Here is a 21,654-nt window from a genome sequence, read left to right on the forward strand (position 1 = left end):
CGTCGGTCCCGCGTGATCGGGCGGGCCGGCGCCGGGCTCAGCCCGCCGCGGGCTCTCCGGCCGGTTTCCGCGCCAGCACCCGGCCCTGCGGCACCCGCGCCGCCGGGTCGCGCAGGACCTGTGTCACCACCTCGAACCCCGCGCCCGTCACCAGCTCGCTCACCCGCTCCACCGGCAGCCAGTAGATGTCCAGCGAGAATCCCTCGTGCCCGTATCCGTCGGTCCGGTGGTGGTGCCGGTCGCCGACGTGGAACGCGAGCTGCAGGTAACCGCCCGGGCGCAGCACTCGGAACAGCTCCGCGCACACCTGCGGCAGCCGGGCAGGCGGCGTGTGGATGATCGAGTACCACGCCACCGCGCCCGCGAGCCCGCCGTCCGGCAGGTCCAGCCCGAGCAGTGATCCTTTGGAAAACCGCAGGTCCGGGTGATCGCGGCGGGCGACGGCCAGCATCTCCGGCGACAGGTCGATGCCCGCGACGTCGAGCCCCGCCGAGGCCAGGTACGCGGTCACGCGGCCGGTTCCGCAGCCGAGGTCGGCGACCGGACCGCCGCCGTATTCGCGGACGAGATCGGCGAACGCCGTCAGCAGTGCGCGGTCCTGGACGTCTTCGGCGATGGGTGGCGCGAACCGGTCGTAGCTCTCGGCGACGATCGAATAGGCGTGGCGGGTCGTGGTCAGGAAGTCGGTCACGGCGCGCACGGTACCGGCGGGCACCGACAGTTCCCGGATCAGTCCTATGTGGACTCGAGGCGGCCGAGGTGGTCGAGCATCGAGCGGACGGCCTCGAACTCCCGGACCTCCTGGCGGCAGTCCGGGCACGCCGAAAGGTGCCGCTCCACCTGGGCCGAGTCGGCGGCGTCGAGCAACCCCAGGCTGTACGCCCCGAGGTCGGTCCGGTCGTACCGGGCCATGGATCGCGTCTCCGTTTCCGCGTCCCGCACGGGAACGCCCGCACTACCGGACGTCTCCAGAGTCCTGACGCACGCGCGGTCCGGGCACTGTTCTCCCGTTTTCCACCCGATCGGCCGACAACTTGGGGCGGCAAACAGCCCATGTGAGTGAACCGGAATCGTCACGGTACTCACCGGTCCGGACACGCAAAGCTTTTCTGTCCCTAATTTCCGCGAATCGGCGTCATGGGTCGGGGGTGGGCTCGTCCGACCTGCGTCGGGCCGGGATTTTCCGGCCTCGACCAGGCGAAGGCGATCCGGAACGAGGAGAGCGAGAGAGCGATGACCGTACGAAGCCACCAGGCGGACCACGTCGTCGAAGAAGTCGGTGTGTGGCTGGCGGGGGAGTTCGTGGGGCGGCTCCCCGCCGCGGAGATCCACCGCGTCGTCAAGGTGACGCGGCTCGACCTCGAAAGCAGCATCGCGCCGGAAGAGCTCGGGGAGATGCTCCACCGGCTGGGCCGGGCCCGGCTGCAGCGGATCGCGCAGCTGGCCCCGGCCGTGAAGGTGCGGATTCCCCAGGCGCGCTGATCCACCGCTTTCACGTGAAAGCAGGGCTCGGAGCTTTCACGTGAAAGCGCTTCAGCGGGACGCGGCCGCCTTGATCGTCCGCAGGACCGGTGCCGTTTCCAGGGTGTGGACAGCCTCGAGGGCGCCGAGTCGGCGGGTCAGGTAGTGGTGCAGCGCCGCCGCGTCCGGGCAGAGCGCGTGCGCGACCAGGTTGGCCGGCCCGGTCGTCGCCGCGACGAGCGCCAGTTCCGGGTGCGTGGCCAGCTCCCGGGCGACGTCGTCGAGGTGCGCCGGGGCGACCGACATCCACAGCAGGGCGTGGGTCGTCGCGCCCAGGGCCGCCGGGTCGACCTCCAGGTCGAAGAACACCGTGCCACCGGCCTGCAGGTCGGCCAGCCGGCGCGCGACGGTGGCCGCGGACCAGCCGGTGGCCGCCGCCAGCTCGGCCAGGCTCGCGCGGCCGTCACGCTGCAGCGCGGCCATCAGCGCGTCGTCCTCGCCGGTCAGCGGCTTGCCTTCGCCGGAGAACACCGGCGTCAGCGCCGCGACCTGGGCGGGTTCCAGGAAGCTGGCCCGGCCGAGCCACGCCGTCGGGCCGCCGAAATACCGGTGCAGCAGCTGGTGCGCCGACACCGCCGTGATGCTCGCGGAGCGCGGGATGTCCCGCAGCAGCAGCGAATGGTCGCTCGCGGCCGGCGTGGACACGTTCACGCAGATCTCAGTGCCGCCCGACACGAGCTTGACCCACGCGGTGTCGGCGCGCCGCGCGAGGGCGAGCGCGACGTCGCGCGCGGTGTTCGGGGTCGCCGTCAGCCGGACCATCCACTCGGCCTGCCCGGCGCGTTGCGGGTCCGGCAAGCCGACGACGCGAAGCGCAGCTTCGGCGCGTAGCCGGCGATAGCGCCGCGCCACCGTCTGCGTCGAGACGCCGAGGACGTCCCCGATCTTCGTGAACGGCGCCCGGCCGTCGACGTGCAGCGCGTGGATCACCGCGCGATCGACGTCGTCCAGGATGGTCATATCTTTCATCAAAGCGCACGGCGTGGAAGAATCAGCCAGACGACCGCGAGAAGTGGAATCCGATACCGGACGCGGGTCAAGGTCGGTGCTGAGGAAAGGGGGCACCTCTTGCCGACCACGACCCGCCACCGGTACCGCTGGGCCGCACTGGCCGTGCTGCTCACCGCCGAAGCGATGAACCTGCTCGACGCCACGATCGTCCAGGTCGCGGGCCCGGTGATCCACGACGGCCTGCCCGGGCCCGTCACCGACATCCCGTGGTTCAGCGCGGCCTACACCCTGCCGTTCGCGGCCCTTTTGATCACCGGTGGCCGGCTCGGGGACATCTTCGGCCGGGCCCGGGCGTTCAAGATCGGCGTCACGGCCTTCGTGCTCGCGTCGCTGGCCTGCGCGGCCGCGCCGGACGCGGGCCTGCTGATCGGCGCCCGCGCGGTGCAGGGCGCGGCGGCGGCGCTGATCATCCCGCAGACGATCGGTCTGATCCGCGCGCTCTTCGACGGCGACGAACTCGCGAAGGCGCTCGGCAGCATCGGCCCGGTGATGGGCCTGTCGGCGGTCACCGGGCCGCTGCTCGGCGGCCTGCTGACGCAGGCGCTGTCGTGGCGAGCGGTGTTCCTGGTGAACGTCCCACTCGGCCTCGCGGTCCTGCTCGCCGCGCGGTTCCTGCGCGAGGACAAAGCCGCGACGCGCCCGAAGCTCGACCTCGTGGGCACCGCGCTCGTCGTCGCCGGTGCCGGCCTGCTCGTCTACCCGCTGATCAGCCCGGGTGGGACGGCGTGGCCGCTGCTCGCGGCCGGCGCCGCGCTGCTCGTGGGGTTCGGGTTCCACCAGCGCCGCACGGCCGCGCCGCTGGTCGAGCCGAGCCTGTTCGCCCACCGCGGGTTCCCGGCCGCCCTCGCCGGTTCGCTGCTGTACTTCGCGGTGATGACCGGGCTGATGCTCCTCGTGCCGATGCGGCTGCAGCTCGGCGAAGGCGTCGACGTCCGCACCGCGAGCCTGACGCTGCTGCCGCTCTCGGCCGGGCTCGCGGTGTCGTCGTGGTTCGCCGGGTCCTGGCTGGTGCCCAAGTTCGGCGTGCGCGTGATGTTCGCCGGGCTGGGCCTGCTGCTGGCCGGGATCCTCGGCGTCGCCGCCGGGGTGACGCCGGCCCTGGCGCTGTGCGGCCTGGGGATGGGGACGTTCACGGTCCCGTTCTTCACCGCCGCCCTGCACCGCGTCCGGCCGCACGAGACGGGCTCGGCCGCCGGGCTGCTCAACGCCGTGCAGCAGCTCGGCGGCACCCTGGGCGTCGCCCTGCTCGGCGGGCTCTACCTGAGCACCGGGACGGCGACCACGGCGTTCGGCGTCGCCGCCGGATTGACCGTGGCCGCCGCCGCGGCGGTCACTCCACTCAGTAGTCGTCGCGGCCGGTGAACTGCTGCTCCAGCAGCTCGGCCGCGCCGGCCACCAGCTCGAGCGGGTCGATGAACTCGTTGATGTCGAGGTTGATCAGCGGCAGCGAGTGGCGCAGCACGAGGTGGTCGCCCATCACCGCGAGCCCGCCCACGATGGTCGACTCGCCGACCTCGGTGAGCACCTCGAGGAGGTCGACCTCGTCGTGGCGGGCGAACGGCGTCGCGATCTGGACCCAGTCCTCGCGCTGGTCGAGGATCTCGCGGGCGATCACCATGATCTGCGCCCGCTGCTCGGTGTCGGGGTCGTCGCCGAAGATCAGCCGGATGCGGATCTCGTCGGGCTCGTCGCGCACCACCCGGTATGCCTGCCTGATGTAAGCGACCAGATCGCCCCAGTTCGCCACGCGGTCCTCCGCTCTCGTACCTGCTCGGACGCACAGCGTAGCGATCAGGCGGTGCCGATCCGGTCGAGGTCGGCCAGCACGTCGGCGGGCAGTTCGAGCGAAGCCGCAGCGAGGTTTTCGCGCAGGTGCTCCAGCGACGAGGTGCCCGGGATGAGCAGCATCGACGGCGACCGCTGCAGCAGCCAGGCCAGCGCCACCTGCATCGGCGTCGCGCCGAGGCGGGCGGCGCAGTCGTCGAGGATCCCGGACTGCAGCGGGCTGAACCCGCCGAGCGGGAAGTACGGCACGAAGGCGATGCCCTCGGCGGCGCACTTGTCGACGAGGTCGTCGTTTTCGCGGTGCGCCAGGTTGTACTGGTTCTGCACGCAGACGACGGGCGCGATCGCCTTCGCCTCGTCGAGCTGCCCGGCGGTGACGTGGCTGACGCCGAGATGCCGGATGAGTCCCTGCTGCCGCAGCTCGGCGAGCACGCCGAAGGGTTCGGCGAGCGACATCGGCACGGGGTAGTCACCGGCGTCGTTGCTGAGCCGCAGGTTCACCACATCGAGCGCGTCGACGCCGAGGTTCCGCAGGTTGTCGTGCACGGCCTGCGTCAGTTCGTCCGCGGACAGCGCGGGCGGCCAGGCCTTGTCGGGCGTCCGGCGCGCGCCGACCTTCGTGACGATGGTGAGCGCGTCCGGGTACGGGTGCAGGGCTTCCTTGATCAGCGCGTTCACGGTGTGCGGGCCGTAGTAGTCGCTGGTGTCGAGATGGGTGACACCGCTCTCGACGGCCTCGCGCAGCACGGCGACGGCGGTGTCGTGGTCGCGCGGCGGCCCCCAGACACCCGGGCCGGCCAGCTGCATGGCGCCGTACCCCATGCGGGTCACGGGGACTTCGCCGCCGAGGGAGAAGGTGCCGCCCAGGTTCGCCATGCCGCTCCTCAGGTAGGTGCCGTTTCGCGAGGAAGTCTGGCAGGCTCAGCCGCAGACGCCCTTCGCGCGGAGTACCCGCGTCACCGACTCCTGCACGCGCGTCTTGGGCAGTTCGCCGGACTGGACGGCCTTCACCAGCCGGTCGAGCACCTCGTCCACCCGGCCGCCGGACGACCACAGCGCCTCGTCCGCCCCGGCCTGCAGCGCCTTCAGGACGGCGTCCGGCAACGAGTACTGCGCGGTGATCGCCTTCATCGCGCCGAGGTCGTCGGTGAGGACCAGGCCTTTGAACCCGAACTCGGTGCGCAGCAGCTGGTAGGCGGCCGGCGAGATCGACGCCGGGACACCGCCGGTCAGGTCGGGCACGTCGAGGTGGCCGACCATCACCGCGACCGGCCCGTAGTCCGCGAGGTTCCGGTACGGCACCAGGTCCACCGCCCGTAGCTGCGCGAGCGGCGGCGTCACGACCGTGCCCTTGTGCGAGTCGCCCGAGCCGTGGCCGTGGCCGGGGAAGTGCTTCAGCACCGGCTGGACACCGCCGTCGCGCAGGCCCGCCGCGAACGCCGCGGCGTACGTCTTCACGCGGTTCGGGTCGGGGCTGAACGAGCGGTCGCCGATGACGTCGTCGTCCGGGGCGTCCGTGACGTCGGTGTCCGGCGCGAAGTCGACCGTCACGCCGCGGGCGCGCAGCTGGCGGCCGCGGTCGGCGGCCAGCGCCCGGACCTGGGCGGGAGTCTTCGTCGCGGCCATCTCGCGGGCCGACGGGAGGTCGCCGTCGAGGTCGTCGATGCGCTGGACGCGGCCGCCCTCTTCGTCGACCGACACGGCCACCGGCAGCTTGGCCGCGGCCTGCACGGCGTCCAGGGAACGATCTTTCAACAACGCTGTTGCGTTACCGCCGATGAAGATCCCGCCGACCTGGTTGTCGCGCACCAGGGACACCGTGGCGCCCGGGTTGTCGCCGGAGACCCCCACGACGACCAGCTGCGCGACCTGGCCGCGGACGTCGAGGCCGTTGACCAGCGACGCGCAGTCACCGGGCCGCGTCAGGCCCGACGTCGGAGCGGGGGAGGACGGGGCGACCGTCCGTGAAGAAGAGGGAGGAGGAACCGGCGAGCGGGGGATCGCCAGCCCGGAAACGGTGTCCGATTGACAGCCCGTGACCAGGGAACTCACGACCAGGGCGGAAAAGGCCACCCCCATGGCGGCCAGACTTCGGTGGTTCATCGGTCCCTTCACTCGTCGGCGTGCCCCACGACGGTAGTCGACGGCCCGCTTCACGATGTGAAGAAGGGCTGCACCGCGGTTAGAGAATTCGTGAAGGCGACCTCAGCAGACTGGCACCACCAGGACACGGACAGTGGGGAGGGGCCTCGATGGACCAGGTGCGAGTGGCGGCGTGGGCGTCGGACCCGATTGCGCTCACGGGGCTGATCAACCACCTGAAGTCCCGGCCGGAGCTGCTGGTCGTGCCGCGCGCCCGGCGGGGGGAAGCGGCCGTGCTCGTGTTCGCCGTCGGGCAGGTCGACCGCGAGGCGATCGCCGCGCTGCGGGCCGCGTCCGCCGAGTCACCCGCCGCGATCGTGCTGGTCGCCGGGCACGTCGACCCCGGGCACCTGGGCCTGCTCGCCGACTGCCACGTCTCCGCCGTGCTGCCGCGGACCGCGCTCGACCGGCTCACCGACAGCGTGCTGGCCGCCGCGCGAGGGCGCACGACGTCGCTGCGCGACCAGGTCGAGGCCCTGGCGCACGAGGGGTCGCCGGCGGCGCTGACGCCGCGCGAGGTGGATGTGCTTCGCCTGATGGCCGAAGGCTGGGACACTGCGGAGATCGCGGGCAAGCTCTGCTACTCGGAGCGGACCGTGAAGAACGTCATCTACGCCATGACCAACCGGCTCAACCTGCGCAACCGGCCGCACGCGGTCGCCTACGCCGTGCGGGCCGGTGTGATCTGAGGAAGCCCGTTGCGCACGATCGCCCGCCGGACCGCCGTCGCGGTCGCCGCGTTGATCCCGCTCGCCGCTTGCAGCCCGGGTGACGCCGGCGGCCCGACGAAGCTCACCATCGCCACCTTCGGCGAATTCGGCTACGCGCCCCTGATCGCCGAGTACCAGAAGCTGCACCCGGACATCACGGTGCAGAACCGCGTCACCGACTTCGACACCCACCACAAGGGTCTCGCGACGCAGCTCGCCACCGGCCACGGCGCCGCCGACGTCGTCGCGATCGAAGAGCAGTACATCCCGCAGTACCGGAAGGCGAAGGACAAGTTCGCAGACCTCGCCTCCTACGGCGCGCGGGACCTCGAAAAGCAATGGGCGCCCTGGAAGTGGGCGCAGGGCACCGACGGCGCGTTCGTCCTCGGCCTCGGCACCGACATGGGCAGCCTCGCCCTCTGCTACCGCCGTGACCTGTTCCAGGCCGCGGGCCTGCCGACGGACCGCGACGAGGTCGCGAAGCTGATGCCGGACTGGGACGCCTACGCCGCCACCGCCGAGCGGTTCACCGAGAAGACGCCGAACGTCAAGTTCGCGGACTCCGCCGGCACCGTCTACACCGCGATGCTCAACCAGTCGCCGGAGAACTACTTCTCCGCGGCCGACGACTCCTTCATCGGCGACCGCAACCCCAGCGTGCGCACCGCTTTCTACCTCTCCGGCGGTATCGCAGCCAAAGGGGAGACGGCGGCCGCGACGACGTTCACGCAGGCCTGGAACGTCGCGATCAAGCAAGGTTCGTTTGCGACCGTCGCCTGCCCGGCGTGGATGCTCAGCCAGATCAAGGAAGCCGGCGGGGACGCGGGCAAGGGCAAGTGGGACGTCACGACCGTGCCCGGCAAGAGCGGCAACCAGGGCGGTTCGTTCCTGACCGTGCCGAAGCAGGGCGCGCACCCGAAGGAGGCGTACGAGCTCGCACGCTGGCTGACCGCGCCGGAGCAGCAGAAGAAGCTCTTCCTCTCCGACGGGATCCTGCCCAGCGAGCCGTCGGTCTACGCGGACCCGCAGGTCGTCGCGCACACCGACCCGTACTTCGGGGACGCGCCGATCGGGCGGATCTTCGCCGCGTCGGCCGACCAGCTGCGGCCCAACTACCGCGGCCTGCGCGACGCCGACGTCCGGCCGGAGTTCGGCCGCGCGCTCGGGCGGATCGAGGACAAGACCGACGGCGTCGACCAGGCCTGGGCGGAAGCCGTCCAGCAGGCGCAAGCCGCCCTGAAGTAGCCGGCGCGTGCTCGCTCGTTTCGACCGCAAGGCCACGCCACTGCTGTTCGTCGCGCCCTTCTTCGGCCTGTTCGTCGTCTTCGGCGCCTTCCCGCTGCTCTACACGGCGTGGGTTTCGCTGCACGACTGGAACCTGCTGGAAGGCGACCAGGGCTACCTCGGCCTGGCGAACTACGGCGAGCTGCTCGCGGACCCGGACTTCTACAACGCGCTGGCCAACACGGTCGGCATCTTCGTGCTCGCCGCGGTCCCGGAGTTCCTGCTGGCGCTGGGCATCGCGGCACTGCTCGACCGGCCGCTGCGGGGTGCGACCTGGTGGCGCACCGGGATCCTGCTGCCGAACGTCGTGTCCGTCGTCGCGATCGGGCTCGTGTTCGGGCAGCTGTTCAGCCGCGACTACGGCGTCGTCAACGAAGTCCTCGGCTGGTTCGGCGTCGCGCCGGTCAACTGGCAGGCGTCGAGCTGGACGTCGCACCTCGCGGTGGCGTCGATGGTGCTCTGGCGCTGGACCGGCTACAACGCGCTGATCTACCTGGCCGCGATGCAGGCCGTCCCCGGCGATCTTTACGAAGCCGCCGCGCTGGACGGTGCTTCGCGCTGGCGGACGTTCTGGTCGATCACCGTGCCGGGCATCCGGCCCGCGCTGGCCTTCACCGCCATCGCCGGCACGGTCAACGGCCTGCAGCTGTTCGCCGAGCCGCAGCTGTTCGACTCCGGCGGGTCGGGCGGGACCGGCGGCAACGACCGCCAGTTCCAGACGCTGGTGATGTACCTGTACGAGAAGGGGTTCACGCACCTCGACGCCGGCTACGCGGCCGCGCTGACCTGGGTGATGTTCGTGATCTGCGCGCTGTTCGCGCTGGTCGGCTACCGGCTGGTGCGCCGGTTCGTGAGGTCGTCGTGAGACGCCCCGGCGGCTGGGTCTACGCCGTCCTGATCGGGGTGCTCGGCGCGTCGATCTTCCCGCTGTACTGGTCGTTCGTCGTGGCCACGCGCGACAACTCGGCGATCGGGGAGACGTCACCGCTGCTGCTGCCGGGCGGGCACCTCGTCGAGAACGTGCGCCGGGTCTTCGACACCGTCGACTTCTGGCTGGCGCTGGGCAACTCGCTGATCGTCGCGGGCACGGTCATGGTGTCCAACGTCGTGTTGGCGAGCCTGGCCGGGTTCGCCTTCGCGCGGCTGCGGTTCCGCGGCCGCAACACGCTGTTCCTGCTGGTCGTCGGCTCGGCGATGGTGCCGGCGCAGCTCGGCGTCATCCCGCTCTACCTGGTGGTCGGCGAACTCGGCTGGTACGGACGCCTCGAAGCGGTGATCGTGCCGGGGCTGCTCAGCGCGTTCAGCGTGTTCTGGATGCGCCAGGCGTGCGAGAACGCGATCAGCGCCGAACTCGTCGACGCGGCGACCGTCGACGGCTGTTCGATCCTGCGCACCTACTGGCACGTGGCGGTCCCCGCGCTGCGCCCGGCGGCCGCGGTGCTGGCGATGCTGACGTTCATGGCCGCGTGGAACGACTACTTCTGGCCGCTGGTGGTACTCGACCCGAACGCAACGCCGACCGTGCAGGTCGCCCTGTCGCAGCTGGCCAGCGGCTACTACACCGACTACGCGCTCATGCTCACCGGTGCGACCGTGGGCGTCCTGCCCGTGGTCGCGCTGTTCCTGCTGCTGGGCCGCCACATCGTCCGGGGGATCCTGAAAGGGGCGCCAGTATGACCGGTCTTTCCTTCCCGCCGGGGTTCCTGTGGGGCGCGGCGACCGCGGCCTACCAGGTCGAAGGCGCGGTCGCGGAGGGCGGCCGGGGACCGTCCATCTGGGACACTTTCGCGGCTCGCCCGGGTGCCGTCCTCGGCGGTGCGTCCGGCGAGGTCGCGTGCGACCACTACCACCGGTACGCCGAGGACATCGGGCTGCTGGCGGACCTGGGGCTGGGTGCCTACCGGTTTTCGGTGGCGTGGCCGCGGGTGATGCCGGACGGCCGGACGCCGTCGTCCGCGGGGATCGCGTTCTACGACCGGCTGGTGGACGAGCTGCTGCGCCGCGACGTCGTGCCGGTGCTGACGCTGTACCACTGGGACCTGCCGCAGGCCCTGGAGGACGCGGGCGGCTGGCCCGCGCGCGACACGGCTCACCGGTTCGCGGACTACGCTTCCTTCGTCCACGACGCCCTGGGTGACCGCGTCGACCAGTGGACGACGATCAACGAGCCGTTCTGCGCGGCGTTCCTGGGGTACGGCAGCGGGGTGCACGCGCCGGGTATCCAGGACTACGACACCGCGCTGGTCGCGGCGCACCACCTGCTGCTGGGCCACGGGCTGGCGACCCGGGCGCTGACTTCGGCGGCACGCTCCGGGCAGGAGTTCTCGCTGGCGTTGAACTTCGCGCCCGCGCTGGCGGACGGTACTTCGCCGGCGCATCTCGAGGCGGTCCGGAAGTTCGACGGGATCCACAACCGGTTCTTCCTCGACCCGGTGCTGGGTCGCGGTTACCCGGAGGACGTGCTTTCCGAGGTGGCTCATCACGGCGGCCGGTTCGCGGCGTCGATTCGCGACGGCGACACGGACACCATCGCGGCGGGGATCGACTGGCTGGGCGTGAACTACTACGCGCCCGCGCGGGTGACGCCCCTCGCGGATCTTTCGGTGCACGGCAACTGCCCGCTGCCGGGGTTGCGGGGCCTGGACGTGCTGCCGGCTCCGCCGCCGTTGACGGCTTTCGGGTGGGAACAGGCGCCTGCTGTCTTCACCGACCTGCTCGGGTGGATCTCGTCGCGGTCCGGCGGGCTGCCCATGGTGGTGGCGGAGAACGGCGCGTCCTTCGTGGACCAGGTCGTCGGCGGCCGCGTGTTCGACGCGGCCCGCGTGAACTACTTCATGGAGCACCTGGGGGCGGTCCACGCCGCGATTCGGGCCGGCTCGGACGTGCGCGGGTACTTCGCGTGGTCGCTGCTGGACAACTTCGAGTGGGCGATGGGGTATTCGCAGCGGTTCGGGTTGGTGCACGTCGACTTCGACACGCAGGTCCGGACGGTCAAGGACTCGGGGCGGTTCCTCGGCCGGGTGGCCAAGGCCAACGCCCTAGGGCCGCTGCCGGAAGGCGTCGGCGACGCCCGAGCGTGACGGTGTCTCCAGCTTGCCCAGCAACCGCGTCACGTGGGCCTGCACCGTCCGCCGCGGCAACGACAGCTCCGCCGCGATGTCCGGGTTCGACCGGCCCTCCGCGACCAGGCTCGCGATGCGGGCCTCGATCGGCGTCAGCGACTCCCAGCCGTGGCCCGGCCGGACCGGCGAGAACAACGCCCCGCGCCGGACACCCAGCCGCCGCAGCCGCGTCTCCGCCCGGCGCAGGTCCCAGCGCGCCCCCAGCGCCGTGTAGATCTCCGCCGCCTCCTCGAACGCCGCGTGCGCCGCGTCGAGGCGGCCCGCGCGGGCCAGCAGCTCCGCCGCGTCTTCGAGCACGGAAGCCAGCTCGGGGCGGCGGCCGACCGCGCGGAAGTGCTCCGCCGTCGCGAGCACCGCCGCCGGGTCCTCCTCGATCAGCCCCCGGCACCACGACACCGCCGCGTGCGCCCGCGCCGGCCGCCGTTCCTTCGCCGCCTCCTCCTCGCAGACCTCCAGGGCCCGGCGGGCGCGGACGACGTCGTCCTGCTCCATCGCCAGCCGCACGAACGTCGGGAGCCATTGGTGGCGCAGCATCATCTGCGCGTACGTCGGGTTCAGGATCGGTTCGAGCACGGCCATCGCGCGGGCCCGGTCGCCGCGCTGCTCGGCCGCAAGGGCGTCCGCGACCAGCAGGAAGTCGAAGCTCTCGCGCTCGGCGCCGGTCGCCGGGGCGTACTCCTCCGCCGCGTCGAGGTGAGCCGCCGCCTGCGCGCGGTCGTCGCGGCGGCCGGCGATCAGGGCCGCGACGCCGTGCAGCAGCAGGGCGGCCGGGCCGGGCTCGCGCAGGCCGTAGAACGTGATCGCCGGGCCGTCCTCGGTGACCGTGTCCAGCTCGACCAGGGCCTCGTCCCAGCGGCCTTCCCAGTACCGGTGCACCGCGACGGACACCTGCAGCCCCACCGGCATCGAGTGCCGAGCCGCGACGTCGCCGGCCGCGCGCAGGGACGCGTCCGCCTCGGCGAGCCGGTCGAGGTTCTGGAGCGTGAACACGCGGTTGTCGAGCAGGTCGAGGTGCAGGTCGGCCAGCTCGTGCTCGTCCCCGACGGCCTCGATCGCCGCATCGATGTGCGCGAGCGCGGAGTCGTGCTCGCGGCGGACGGAATCCACCAGCCACAACGACTGCAGCGCGTGCGCCGTCAGGTACCGGTCGCCGCCGGCGAACGACTTGGTTTCGTACGCGGCCTTCTCCGCCGTGTCCAAATCGGACAGATCGCCGCGGCGGAAGTTCGCCAGCAGCTGCCGGTGCTTGCCCCGCCACAGCTCCGGCACGGCCGGGTCGTCGACCGACGCGGCGAGCGTCGCGACCGCCCCTTCGGTGTCGCCACGACGGTGCCGCAGCGCCGCGAGGATGTGCCGCATCTCCTCGGCGGCTTCGGCGTCGGTGGCCACGTCGAGCGCTTGCTGCGCCAGGGATTCCGGGTTGCGTTCCAGCCGGAACAGCACCTTGACCAGGGCCACGAGCAGGACTTCGCGACGGTCCCCGGCGCCCGCGGCCAGTGCGCGTTCCAGCAGTTCCACGGCGATCAGCGGCGCCCGGTTGGACACGGCCGCGTGGTGGGCGGCGAGCCAGTCCAGCACCCATTCGTCCACAGTGGCCGGTGCGGCCACCAGCTGCTCGGCGACCCGCTTGACCGGGGCACCGATCCCGGCGAGCGCTTCCGCGGCCTGCCGGTGCAGCGCCGCCCGCGTCCCGGCCAGCAGCCGGTCGTAGAGCGCTTGGCGCAACAGGGGATGCCGGAACGCGAGCTGCGTCCCGGTGTCGATCAGGACGTTCGCGGCGACGGCCTCTTCGAGGGGCTCCAGCAGGTCCGACGGCCGCGTGCCGAGCACCGCGGCGATGTCCCCGACAGCGAACTCCATGCCCAGCAACGCGCCCCAGCGCAGCACTTCCTGCGTCCGGGCGGGGAGGAAGTCGAGCCGCCGGTCGACCGCGGCGACGAGCGAGCGCGGCGCTTCGAACTCCGCCGGGTCGTCGACATCGGCCAGGCCGCCGCTCACCTCGACCGCGCCGGCGCGCAGCAGGACGTCGACCATCTCCTTGACGTACAACGGGTTCCCGGCACCACGAGCCGCCAGCTCGCGCAGCCCGGGCCCGGGGGCGGCGCCGATCTGGTCCTCGATCAGCCGTCCGACGTCCTCACCGGTCAACGGCGCGAGATCGAGCACGACGCCGTCGCGCGCCTGGACGCCACGGCGCAGCTGGGCGAGCTCGGCGCGGTCCGGCGCCGGCCGGGTCGCGGCCACCAGCAGCAGCGGCAGCTGCCGGGTCGCCGCGCAGAGGCGGTGCCAGACCAGCACGGACGCCTCGTCCGCCCACTGCAGGTCGTCGACCACCAGCACCTGCGGCGAGCGCGCGCACAGCTCGTCGACCAGGGCCAGGAGGCGGTCGACGGCGCCGAGCACCGGGTCGGCCGGCCCGAGGCCGCGCCGCACCGGGCCTTCACCGGCGAGCTCCTTGGCCACCTTCGCGCGCCGCGGGTCGGGCGAATGCGCGTCGATCGCCAGGCACTCGAGCATCACCTGCAGCGGGAACCGGGTGCTCAGCTCGTCGGCGGCGGCCCAGAGCCGCTGGAACCCCGGGCCGTCCGGCAGGGTGCTGGTGAGCAGCTCGGACTTGCCGATGCCGGCTTCGCCCTCGATCCACACGGCCCGGCCGCGCCCGGCCCGGACGTCGGCGACGAGCTCGGCGAGCCGGGTCGTCTCGGCTTCCCGGCCGAAGAGCCGGTGCCCGGTGACCTCGACGGGTGCCGCGGGCGCGTCGAGCCCCGGGTCCTGGGCGAGGATCTGCTGGTGGAGGCGCTGCAGCGCCGGTCCGGGCTCGACCCCGAGCTCGGCGACGAGGGTGGCGCGGGCGTCGCGGAAGACGTCGAGGGCGTCGGCGTGCCGGCCGCTGCGGTAGAGGGCGAGCATCAGCGACTCGCGCAGCGATTCCCGCAGCGGGTGCTCGCCGGCCAGCACCGCCAGCTCCGGCGCGAGGTCGAGGTGGCCGCCGAGGGCCAGCAGCGCCTGGGCCCGCCGCTCGAGGGTGTTCAGCCGCAGCTCGGCGAGGTATTCGCGGTGCCGTTCGGCGAACCCGCCGGGCACACCGGAGAGCGCTTCCCCCTGCCAGAGCGCGAGGGCGGCGTCGAGCTCGGTGACGGCCGCCCGCGGATCACCGCGGTCGAGGTGCTGCTGCGCGCGTTCGCGGTGCCGCTCGAAGACGGCGGCGTCGAGCGCGTCCTCGTCGAGCAGCAGCGAGTAGCCGGCGGGATCCGACACGAGGACGCTGGCGGCCGACCAGCGCGACCGGCCGGGTTCGAGCGCCCGCCGCAGCCCGGAGACGTAGGTGTGGACGCTGCCTTCGACGCTCGCGGGCGCGGAGTCGCCCCAGACCCCGGCGATGAGCTCGGCGCGCGGGACCGGGCGGCCGGCGTTGACCGCGAGCACGGCGAAGATCGCGCGCTGACGAGCGGGGCCCAGGCCGATCTCGGCCGCCCCGCGCCAGGCCCGCAGGGGGCCGAGCAAGCCCACTCGCAGACCGGTGTCCGCTTCCCCTCGCATGTCCCTGCCGTTCCCTCGGGGGACGAACCCGCCGGGGGCGGGCCCCCAGGACCCCGGCGGACATCTTCGCTGCCGACTACTCCGGCGAGCTTACCGACGTGGCAAGCCCGGATCGGGTTGCCTGATGGCGTGCGGGTCACGACTTTGGAAGGGGCCGGATTCAATCATCCGACCGGTTCGCTCCGGTGACCTGAATGACTCATTCAAGACGTTTGGCCAGGCGAGGGCGGGTGCCGATGGCCCTTGGCCGGGTCGCGCGGGGTCGCCTCCGGCCGGGTGACGAGCCAGCCGAGGTCGGTGCCGGCACCCGCGCAGGGGCGCCTCCGGTGCAGTGAATGACTCATTCCTGGCGCCAGGCGCCAGGAATGAGTCATTCACTGCGAGCCGACCGAGCCGACCGAGCCGACCCGACCCGAACCCGGCCGAGCCGTGACCGCGGCCTTCACTCGCCGGCGACCGCCCGGGACCGCAGCGAACCCGCGCGCCGGATTCCGAACGGCTGTACCCGGCTCTCCGCCCTCCGCACGTCCCACACCGCGCCCATTCCCGTGTACGCCGTCAACGCCACCCGGAACGCCGTCCGCGCGTCGTCGAGCCGGCCCGACTCCGCCAGCAGGATCGCCGCGTCTTCGGTTGCCTTGGCGCGCTTCAGCAGCCGGCCCGCCGCCCGGTAGTGGGACACCGCCGTCAGCACCGGTTCCGGATCGCCGGTCACCAGCCCGCGGCAGTGCGCGGCTGCCGCCGCGTGGGCGGGTGGGATCTCGCCCTCCGTGGTCAGCAAGCGCACCGCTCGCTGGGCGAGGCCGGGCTCGCCCAGCCGCAAGCTGAGCCGCACCAGGTCGGGCAGCCACTGGTGGCGGGCCGCGGGCGGGAAGTGTTCCTCCAGCAGCGGCAGCAACGCCGCCAGCGCCGCCTCAGGCCGGCCGTCCTGCTCGGCCAGCAGTGCGCGGGCCGCGAGCAGGAAGTCGCCGCCGTCGGGCTCGAGCCCCGGGGGCCACTGCTGCCGGCCCGCCGCCTCGAGGTGCGTCCCGGCCAGGGCAGGCTGGCCGCGGTGCCCGGCGATCAGCGCGCCGACGCCGTGCACCAGCAACGTCGATCCGGGGCTGCGCAGGACGTACGACGCCGTCTCCGCGCCGCCGCGGATCACCGCGTCCAGCTCGGACAGCGCCTCGGGCCAGCGGCCCAGCCAGTAGTAGTGCACCGCGCCGGCCAGGTGCATCTCGCCCGGCACCGCGCGCGTCGCGGCGATCCGCCGGGCGGCTTCGAGGGGTTCGGCGGCCTCGTCGAGGCTGTCGAGGGTCGGCACGGACAGCGCCGCGTCGTCGAGCGGGTGCAGCCCGGCCGGCGTCAGGGCCGTCTCGTCGCCGAGCCGCTCCAGCGTGGCCAGCAGCGCTTCGTGGCGCCCGCGCCACATCTCCGGGACGTCGACGTCGTCGAGCGTCCGTTTCAGTTCGGCCGTCGCCTCGGCGAAGTCGCCGCGGCGGTAGTAGACGTACGCCAGGATCCAGCGCATCTCGGCGGCACGCCTGCTGTCGGACGTCCGTGCGACGACCGAGCGCGCCTCCGCCTCGGGCTCGCGGCCGAGCCAGAACAGCAGCCGCGCGAGCGTCGCGGTCAGCGTTTCCCGCGCGTCCGGCGGCAGCGTCCCCTGCGTGACGGCGTGGCGCAGCAGGTCGACCGCGACGCGCGGGGTCTCGGTGGCGACCGCGCCGATGTTCTCCAGCAGCCACGTCGTCATCCACGGGTCGACCTGCGCGGGCGCGGCCGCGAGCTGCTCGGCGACGCGGTCCGCGGGGGCCCGCGCGGCGGCGAACGCCTCGGCCAGCTGCCGGTGCAGCGCCACCCGCATCGCCGCGGGCGTCTTTTCGTAGAGCACGCGGCGCAGCAGCGAGTGCCGGAAGGCCAGCCGGTCGCCCGATTCGACGAGCACCCCGGACGTGATCGCCTCGTCGACCGCGCCGACCAGCGCCGTCGGCGGCCGCTCGGTCGCGACGGCGATGTCCGACAGCGAGAACTCGCGGCCCAGCAGCGCGGCCCAGCGCAGCGTGTCGCGGGTGCCGCTGGAAAGAAAGCTGAGGTACAGCGTGATCCGCGACGCCAGCGGCGCGGGGATGGTCTGGCGCGTGTTGCCGTCCAGGTGCGCGTGGACGCCGTCGAGCACGATCATCGACTGCGCCAGCAGCGTCTCGACGATTTCCCGGACGTAGCGCGGGTTTCCGGACCCGTCGGAGACCAGCGCCCGCAGCCCGGGCCCGGGTGGCGCGCCCACCAGCTCGGCGGTCAGCTCGTGGGTCTCCTCCTCGGCCAGCGGCGGCAGCGCGACCACGGTGGTGACATCGTTGTCGAGCTCGGCCCGCAGTTCGTCGAGCGCGGCCGGTCGGGGCACCGGCCGGCACGCGCCGACCAGCAGCAGCGGCAGCTCCCGCGCCTCTCGGCTCAGGTGCCGCCAGACGCGCAACGTCGTGTCGTCGGCCCAGTGCAGGTCGTCGACCACGAGCACCAGCGGCGCCTCCGCGCACAGCTCGCGGACCAGCCCCAGCAGGCTGTCGACCGGGTCCTCGCCGGACCGCTCGGCGAGCCGGGCGGCCAGGTTCGCGCGGCGCTCGTCGGTGGCCCGCGGGTGCACGCCCAGCGCGTCGAGCAGCGGCCGCAGCGCGAACCGCTGGTCCAGCGCGTCCGCTGCGGCGAAGGCGGGCCGGAAGTCCTGGGCCATGGCGAGCAGCTCGGCCAGCAGCGCCGTCCGGCCGCTGCCCGGTTCTCCTTCGAGCCACAGCGAATGCCCGGTGCCCGCGCCGAGTTCATCGACGGCTTCGCGCAGCCGGGCCAGCTCGGCTTCCCGGCCGACGAAGACGTCGGCGCGGTCCGGCATCGACGTGACGGGCGACCGCGGCACGCGCACGGTCGGCGGCGGTTTCGGCGCCGGCTTCTCCCGCAGCTCGTCGTGCAGCCGCCGCAGCGCGGGGCCCGGCTCGGTGCCCGAAGACTCGACGAGCCGGTCGCGGACGTCGGCGTAGACCGCGATCGCCTCGGTCCGCCGGTCGGAGCGGGCCAGCGCGCGCATGAGCAGGCCGCGCAGCGTCTCGCGGAAGGGGTGTTCGCGGGTCAGCGCGGTCAGCTCGGCGATGAGTTCGGCGTGCCCGCCCGACTCCAGCACGATCTCGGCGCGACGTTCGATCGTCGCCAGCCGCACCTCGGCCAGCCGCGCGCGCTGGGCGGCGGCGAACGGCCCGGGCAGACCCGACAACGGGACGCCGTGCCAGAGGTCGAGCGCCTCGTCGAGGACTTCGCGCGCGGCGCGCGGATCGCCGGCCGACTGCTTGCGCTGGGCCAGTTCGCGCAGGGTTTCGAACCGGTGGACGTCGATCGCGCCGGCGTCCAGGCGCAGCGAGTAGCCGGACCCGATCGACGCGAGCAGCTGCGAGCCCTCGCCCTTGGCGCGGCCGGGTTCGAGCGCGCGGCGCAGGCCGGAGACGTAGGTGTAGATGGAGCCCTGGGCGCTCTGCGGCGGCGCCTCGCCCCAGACGGCGTCGATCAGCTCCTCGCGCGAAACCGTGCGGTTCGGGTTCATCGCCAGTACGGCGAGGACCGTCCGCCGGTGCGCGGAGCCGAGGTCGAGCTCCTCTTCGCCGTGCCAAGCTTTGACCGGGCCCAGCAGCTGGAGTCTCGGTGCGGAGCCGTCCGCAGCCGACATCGGTCTCCCTTCGTGCGCTGACGAACCGTCACACGCCGGATGCCTGACGTGAGCATACGCGGCCGCTGTGAACCGCCAGGCAAGGATGGCGGACATTCGGGCAACGGCGGACGAGCGGGGTTCCGCCCGGCCGCGGCGTGCGCGACCCTCGGTCCGCCGACACCTCGAGGAGCCCGAAAATGGCCGCAGCCGAGCCGACGGAGGACATGAAACGCGCCGCCGCCCGCTTCGCGCACGCCATCGAGGCGGCCGGGGCGCACCTGCGGGACGTCAACAGCGAGATGGCGATGGTGCAGGCGTCGTGGCGCGGTGACGCGTCAGTGCGATTCGGCCAGGCGATGAGCGACTGGGAGCAGGAGTTCGACGTGATCCTCTCGAGGCTGGTCCGGCTGTACGAGCTGACCGGCGGCGGCGTGCCGAGGCAGCGGCGGTCATGACGGGCCGCGACCTCGACTTCCGCTTCGCCGATCTGGTGCTGGACCGGATGGGGGAGATCACCGGCGAGCTGGGCGACCTGCTCGCCGAGCTGGAGTCCACTGTGGAGCCGGAGCTGGCCGGCTGGACCGCCGAGGCGCGGGACGAGTACCTGCGCGGGAAGCGGGACTGGGCGCGGGCGGCCGAGCGGATGCCGGCGTGCCTGGAGCGGGCCCGGGAGGCGTTCGGCGAGCTGGCGCGCGGGGTCCGGTGACTTCTTCACGCGCGTGAAGACGGAATAGGGAAGGCGTGAAGACCCGCCGTCCACACTGCTGCCATGAAGCCCGTCGAAGTGACCGTCCTCGCCTCGGACCCGATCACGCACGCCGGCGCGGTGACCCTGCTGGAGGCCCATCCGGACATCCGGATCACCGATCTCGTGCCCGACGTGCTGCTGGTGATGGAGGAGCACGTCACCGAGGCGGTGCTGGGCGAGGTCCGCGCGGCGAAGGCGTCGCACGTCGTGCTGGTGGTCGAGCACTTCCGCGAGAGCGACCTGATGTCGGTGCTGGAGAGCGGTGTCGTGGCGATCCTGCCGCGCCGCGAGACGGGCGGCGCCGAGCTGGTGACGGCGGTGCTCGCCGCGGGCGACGGCACGGCGAACCTGCCGCCGCGGCTGCAGGGAGCGCTGCTTTCGCAGGTCCAGCGGATGCGCAAGGACGTCCTGGAGCCGAACGGGCTGACGCTGTCGGGGCTCGCGGCGCGTGAATGCGACGTGCTGCGGCTGGTCGCCGAGGGTTTCGGGACCGAGGAGATCGCCGCGAAGCTGTGCTACTCCGAGCGGACGGTGAAGAACGTCCTCTACGGCCTGATGACGCGCTGCGGCCTCAACAACCGCGCCCACGCCGTCGCCTACGCGCTGCGCGCGGGCGCGATCTGAGACGTTTTCTCTGCCACTGTCACCTTTTCGTCGGCTAGGGTCGCGATCATGGTGTCGACCGCAGTGGAGATCGCGGCTTCCGTCCGGGCCGGAAACCTTGATCCGGTCCAGGTGACGAAAGAAGCCCTCGATCGGATCGCCGCGGCCGACGGCGTCGTCGGGGCGTTTCGCCGGGTACGGGCCGAGGAGGCTCTCGCGGAGGCCGCGGCGGTGGCTGCACGGCCCGACCTCGCGTCGCTGCCGCTGGCCGGGGTGCCCGTCGGGGTCAAGGACGTCACGCAGGTCGCGGGCGAATACGCGTCCCACGGTTCGCTGGCCGGGCCCACCTCGCCCGCCGGGGAGGACGGCGTGATCGCGGCGCGGCTGCGGGCGGCCGGCGCGGTGCTCGTCGGGCTGACGCGGGTGCCGGAGCTGTGCGTCTGGCCGATGAGCGACACCCCGGACGGCATCGCCCGCAACCCCTGGGACCCGACGTACGCCTCGGGCGGGTCGTCCGGCGGCAGCGCGGCGGCGGTGGCGGCCGGGCTGGTCCCCCTGGCCCACGGGACAGACGGCATGGGCTCGGTCCGGCTGCCGGCGGCGATGTGCGGGCTGGTCGGGCTGAAGCCGGGCGCGGACCTGCTCGCCGAAGGGGGCTGGTTCGGCATGTCGGTGCACGGCCCGCTGGCCACGACGGTCGCCGACGCGGCGCTGCTGGTCTCGGTGTTGGCTTCGGATGCTTCGCTGGCTGTTGTTTCGCCCCCGCCGGCTTCGCGCATCGGGATGTCGACGACGGTGCCGCTGCTGCACACCCCGGTGCCGCGCGAGCTGGTCGCGGCGGTTTCGCAGGCGGCGGGGCTGCTGGCGGCGGCGGGTCACGCGGTCTCGCCGTCCGCGCCGCGCTACCCGGCGACGATGGTCCTGGGCATGACGGCCCGCTGGTGCGCGGGCCCGGCCGAGCAGGCTCGCGACTTCGACTTCGGGCGCTTCCAGCGGCGAACGCGCGCCCACGTGCGGGCAGGCCGCTTGATCCAGCGGACGGGCCTGATCCGCGAGCGCACGCGCGACCGATGGATCGCGCGGGCTGCGGAGTACTTCGCTTCGCACGACGTCCTGATGACGCCGACGCTGTCGCACTGGCCGGTGAAGGCGGGCCGCTGGCACGAGCGCCGCTGGCTGACGAACGTCCTGCCGTCGACGCGCCTGGCCGGCTTCACGGGCCAGTGGAACTTCGCGGGCTACCCGGCGATCACGGTCCCCGTGGGCCGATCGGTCCGGTCGGGTCTCCCGACGTCGGTACAGCTGGTGGCGAAGCCAGGAGGGGAGTCACTGCTCCTGGGCCTGGCGGCCCAGCTCGAGGCGGCGAACCCCTGGCCCCGCACGGCCCGCGGCTGACAAGCGCCCCAATGTGGCGGGGGGGGGGGGGGGGGGGGGGGAAAAAAAAACAGGGGGGGGGGGGGGAGAGGAAAAAACACCGGGTGTGGTTTGCGCACCCCACACCAAACCGGGGGGGTG

General features: G+C 72.8%; 19 protein-coding genes. 11 read left to right on the plus strand and 8 right to left on the minus strand.

The window, feature by feature from the left end:
• Positions 1-37 precede the first annotated feature (37 nt).
• Together ACZ4TR_RS07425 and ACZ4TR_RS07430 are read right to left on the minus strand one after the other, a co-directional pair.
• On the minus strand, positions 38-691 hold the full coding sequence (locus ACZ4TR_RS07425) for a class I SAM-dependent DNA methyltransferase (protein ID WP_465286185.1): 654 nt from the start codon (positions 689-691) through the stop codon (positions 38-40).
• A gap of 44 nt (positions 692-735) precedes the next feature.
• A complete protein-coding gene (locus tag ACZ4TR_RS07430) occupies positions 736-912 on the minus strand; it encodes a zf-HC2 domain-containing protein (RefSeq protein ID WP_364524111.1) in 177 nt (58 codons plus the stop codon).
• Between the two features lie 321 nt (positions 913-1,233).
• Between ACZ4TR_RS07430 and ACZ4TR_RS07435 the strand changes: the two genes are divergently transcribed.
• The gene (locus ACZ4TR_RS07435) at positions 1,234-1,482 is read left to right on the plus strand and encodes a hypothetical protein (RefSeq protein ID WP_465286186.1); all 249 of its coding nucleotides are present in this window, start codon (positions 1,234-1,236) and stop codon (positions 1,480-1,482) included.
• 51 nt (positions 1,483-1,533) lie between these two features.
• Here ACZ4TR_RS07435 and ACZ4TR_RS07440 read toward each other — a convergent pair whose 3' ends face one another.
• Positions 1,534-2,481 carry an Lrp/AsnC family transcriptional regulator gene (locus ACZ4TR_RS07440; RefSeq protein ID WP_465286187.1) on the minus strand — a complete coding sequence of 316 codons (948 nt, stop codon included), beginning with the start codon at positions 2,479-2,481 and terminating at the stop codon, positions 1,534-1,536.
• A 108-nt stretch (positions 2,482-2,589) separates the two neighbouring features.
• Here ACZ4TR_RS07440 and ACZ4TR_RS07445 point away from each other — a divergent pair, with 108 nt between their 5' ends.
• Positions 2,590-3,894 carry an MFS transporter gene (locus ACZ4TR_RS07445; RefSeq protein WP_465286188.1) on the plus strand — a complete coding sequence of 435 codons (1,305 nt, stop codon included), beginning with the start codon at positions 2,590-2,592 and terminating at the stop codon, positions 3,892-3,894.
• Here the strand turns inward: ACZ4TR_RS07445 and ACZ4TR_RS07450 are convergent.
• Genes ACZ4TR_RS07450 through ACZ4TR_RS07460 form a run of 3 tightly spaced genes read right to left on the minus strand, consistent with a single transcriptional unit; the run spans position 3,872 to position 6,396 of the window.
• A complete protein-coding gene (locus ACZ4TR_RS07450) occupies positions 3,872-4,279 on the minus strand; it encodes a hypothetical protein (RefSeq protein WP_364524118.1) in 408 nt (135 codons plus the stop codon). The genes ACZ4TR_RS07445 and ACZ4TR_RS07450 overlap by 23 nt on opposite strands.
• A gap of 44 nt (positions 4,280-4,323) precedes the next feature.
• Positions 4,324-5,193, minus strand: a complete 870-nt coding sequence (locus ACZ4TR_RS07455; RefSeq protein WP_465286189.1) for an oxidoreductase — start codon at positions 5,191-5,193, stop codon at positions 4,324-4,326.
• A gap of 45 nt (positions 5,194-5,238) precedes the next feature.
• Positions 5,239-6,396, minus strand: coding sequence for a glycoside hydrolase family 3 N-terminal domain-containing protein (locus ACZ4TR_RS07460; RefSeq protein ID WP_465286315.1), 1,158 nt, complete (start codon positions 6,394-6,396; stop codon positions 5,239-5,241).
• A 173-nt stretch (positions 6,397-6,569) separates the two neighbouring features.
• On the opposite strand from ACZ4TR_RS07460, the gene ACZ4TR_RS07465 reads away from it, so the two are divergent.
• Genes ACZ4TR_RS07465 through ACZ4TR_RS07485 form a run of 5 tightly spaced genes read left to right on the plus strand, consistent with a single transcriptional unit; the run spans position 6,570 to position 11,533 of the window.
• Positions 6,570-7,148: a helix-turn-helix transcriptional regulator gene (locus tag ACZ4TR_RS07465; RefSeq protein ID WP_364524124.1), complete on the plus strand. Its 579-nt coding sequence runs from the start codon at positions 6,570-6,572 to the stop codon at positions 7,146-7,148.
• Between the two features lie 9 nt (positions 7,149-7,157).
• A complete protein-coding gene (locus ACZ4TR_RS07470; protein ID WP_465286190.1) occupies positions 7,158-8,414 on the plus strand; it encodes an extracellular solute-binding protein in 1,257 nt (418 codons plus the stop codon).
• A gap of 7 nt (positions 8,415-8,421) precedes the next feature.
• On the plus strand, positions 8,422-9,318 hold the full coding sequence (locus ACZ4TR_RS07475) for a carbohydrate ABC transporter permease (protein WP_465286191.1): 897 nt from the start codon (positions 8,422-8,424) through the stop codon (positions 9,316-9,318).
• The gene (locus ACZ4TR_RS07480; RefSeq protein ID WP_465286192.1) at positions 9,315-10,130 is read left to right on the plus strand and encodes a carbohydrate ABC transporter permease; all 816 of its coding nucleotides are present in this window, start codon (positions 9,315-9,317) and stop codon (positions 10,128-10,130) included. Before ACZ4TR_RS07475 ends, ACZ4TR_RS07480 begins: the two co-directional genes overlap by 4 nt.
• A complete protein-coding gene (locus ACZ4TR_RS07485; RefSeq protein WP_465286193.1) occupies positions 10,127-11,533 on the plus strand; it encodes a GH1 family beta-glucosidase in 1,407 nt (468 codons plus the stop codon). The genes ACZ4TR_RS07480 and ACZ4TR_RS07485 overlap by 4 nt, the downstream gene beginning before the upstream one ends.
• On the opposite strand, the gene ACZ4TR_RS07490 is transcribed toward ACZ4TR_RS07485, so the two are convergent.
• Together ACZ4TR_RS07490 and ACZ4TR_RS07495 are read right to left on the minus strand one after the other, a co-directional pair.
• On the minus strand, positions 11,492-15,115 hold the full coding sequence (locus ACZ4TR_RS07490) for a BTAD domain-containing putative transcriptional regulator (protein ID WP_465286194.1): 3,624 nt from the start codon (positions 15,113-15,115) through the stop codon (positions 11,492-11,494). The two genes, ACZ4TR_RS07485 and ACZ4TR_RS07490, sit on opposite strands and share 42 nt — an antisense overlap.
• A gap of 442 nt (positions 15,116-15,557) precedes the next feature.
• Positions 15,558-18,806 carry a BTAD domain-containing putative transcriptional regulator gene (locus tag ACZ4TR_RS07495; RefSeq protein WP_465286195.1) on the minus strand — a complete coding sequence of 1,083 codons (3,249 nt, stop codon included), beginning with the start codon at positions 18,804-18,806 and terminating at the stop codon, positions 15,558-15,560.
• Positions 18,807-18,985: 179 nt separating this feature from the next.
• Between ACZ4TR_RS07495 and ACZ4TR_RS07500 the strand changes: the two genes are divergently transcribed.
• The 4 genes from ACZ4TR_RS07500 (at position 18,986) to ACZ4TR_RS07515 (ending at position 21,534) form a co-directional block, all read left to right on the plus strand.
• The gene (locus tag ACZ4TR_RS07500; protein ID WP_364528165.1) at positions 18,986-19,243 is read left to right on the plus strand and encodes a WXG100 family type VII secretion target; all 258 of its coding nucleotides are present in this window, start codon (positions 18,986-18,988) and stop codon (positions 19,241-19,243) included.
• Positions 19,240-19,494 (plus strand): WXG100 family type VII secretion target, encoded by a 255-nt coding sequence (locus ACZ4TR_RS07505; protein WP_364528162.1) that lies wholly within the window; start codon positions 19,240-19,242, stop codon positions 19,492-19,494. The genes ACZ4TR_RS07500 and ACZ4TR_RS07505 overlap by 4 nt, the downstream gene beginning before the upstream one ends.
• A 63-nt stretch (positions 19,495-19,557) precedes the next feature.
• Positions 19,558-20,160, plus strand: coding sequence for a helix-turn-helix transcriptional regulator (locus ACZ4TR_RS07510; protein WP_364528159.1), 603 nt, complete (start codon positions 19,558-19,560; stop codon positions 20,158-20,160).
• Positions 20,161-20,208: 48 nt separating this feature from the next.
• On the plus strand, positions 20,209-21,534 hold the full coding sequence (locus ACZ4TR_RS07515) for an amidase (protein ID WP_465286196.1): 1,326 nt from the start codon (positions 20,209-20,211) through the stop codon (positions 21,532-21,534).
• The last annotated feature ends 120 nt before the right edge of the window (positions 21,535-21,654 follow it).

It is taken from the genome of Amycolatopsis sp. NPDC028719 (genome assembly GCF_055565395.1).

What these genes read in the sequence shown, in the direction of transcription:
- ACZ4TR_RS07430 (WP_364524111.1), bottom strand. Translation starts at nt 912, where the DNA reads ATGGCCCGGTACGACCGGACCGACCTCGGGGCGTACAGCCTGGGGTTG.
- ACZ4TR_RS07435 (WP_465286186.1), top strand. Translation starts at nt 1,234, where the DNA reads ATGACCGTACGAAGCCACCAGGCGGACCACGTCGTCGAAGAAGTCGGT.
- ACZ4TR_RS07440 (WP_465286187.1), bottom strand. Translation starts at nt 2,481, where the DNA reads ATGACCATCCTGGACGACGTCGATCGCGCGGTGATCCACGCGCTGCAC.
- ACZ4TR_RS07455 (WP_465286189.1), bottom strand. Translation starts at nt 5,193, where the DNA reads ATGGCGAACCTGGGCGGCACCTTCTCCCTCGGCGGCGAAGTCCCCGTG.
- ACZ4TR_RS07460 (WP_465286315.1), bottom strand. Translation starts at nt 6,396, where the DNA reads ATGGGGGTGGCCTTTTCCGCCCTGGTCGTGAGTTCCCTGGTCACGGGC.
- ACZ4TR_RS07465 (WP_364524124.1), top strand. Translation starts at nt 6,570, where the DNA reads ATGGACCAGGTGCGAGTGGCGGCGTGGGCGTCGGACCCGATTGCGCTC.
- ACZ4TR_RS07485 (WP_465286193.1), top strand. Translation starts at nt 10,127, where the DNA reads ATGACCGGTCTTTCCTTCCCGCCGGGGTTCCTGTGGGGCGCGGCGACC.
- ACZ4TR_RS07490 (WP_465286194.1), bottom strand. Translation starts at nt 15,115, where the DNA reads ATGCGAGGGGAAGCGGACACCGGTCTGCGAGTGGGCTTGCTCGGCCCC.
- ACZ4TR_RS07495 (WP_465286195.1), bottom strand. Translation starts at nt 18,806, where the DNA reads ATGTCGGCTGCGGACGGCTCCGCACCGAGACTCCAGCTGCTGGGCCCG.
- ACZ4TR_RS07500 (WP_364528165.1), top strand. Translation starts at nt 18,986, where the DNA reads ATGGCCGCAGCCGAGCCGACGGAGGACATGAAACGCGCCGCCGCCCGC.
- ACZ4TR_RS07505 (WP_364528162.1), top strand. Translation starts at nt 19,240, where the DNA reads ATGACGGGCCGCGACCTCGACTTCCGCTTCGCCGATCTGGTGCTGGAC.
- ACZ4TR_RS07510 (WP_364528159.1), top strand. Translation starts at nt 19,558, where the DNA reads ATGAAGCCCGTCGAAGTGACCGTCCTCGCCTCGGACCCGATCACGCAC.
- ACZ4TR_RS07515 (WP_465286196.1), top strand. Translation starts at nt 20,209, where the DNA reads ATGGTGTCGACCGCAGTGGAGATCGCGGCTTCCGTCCGGGCCGGAAAC.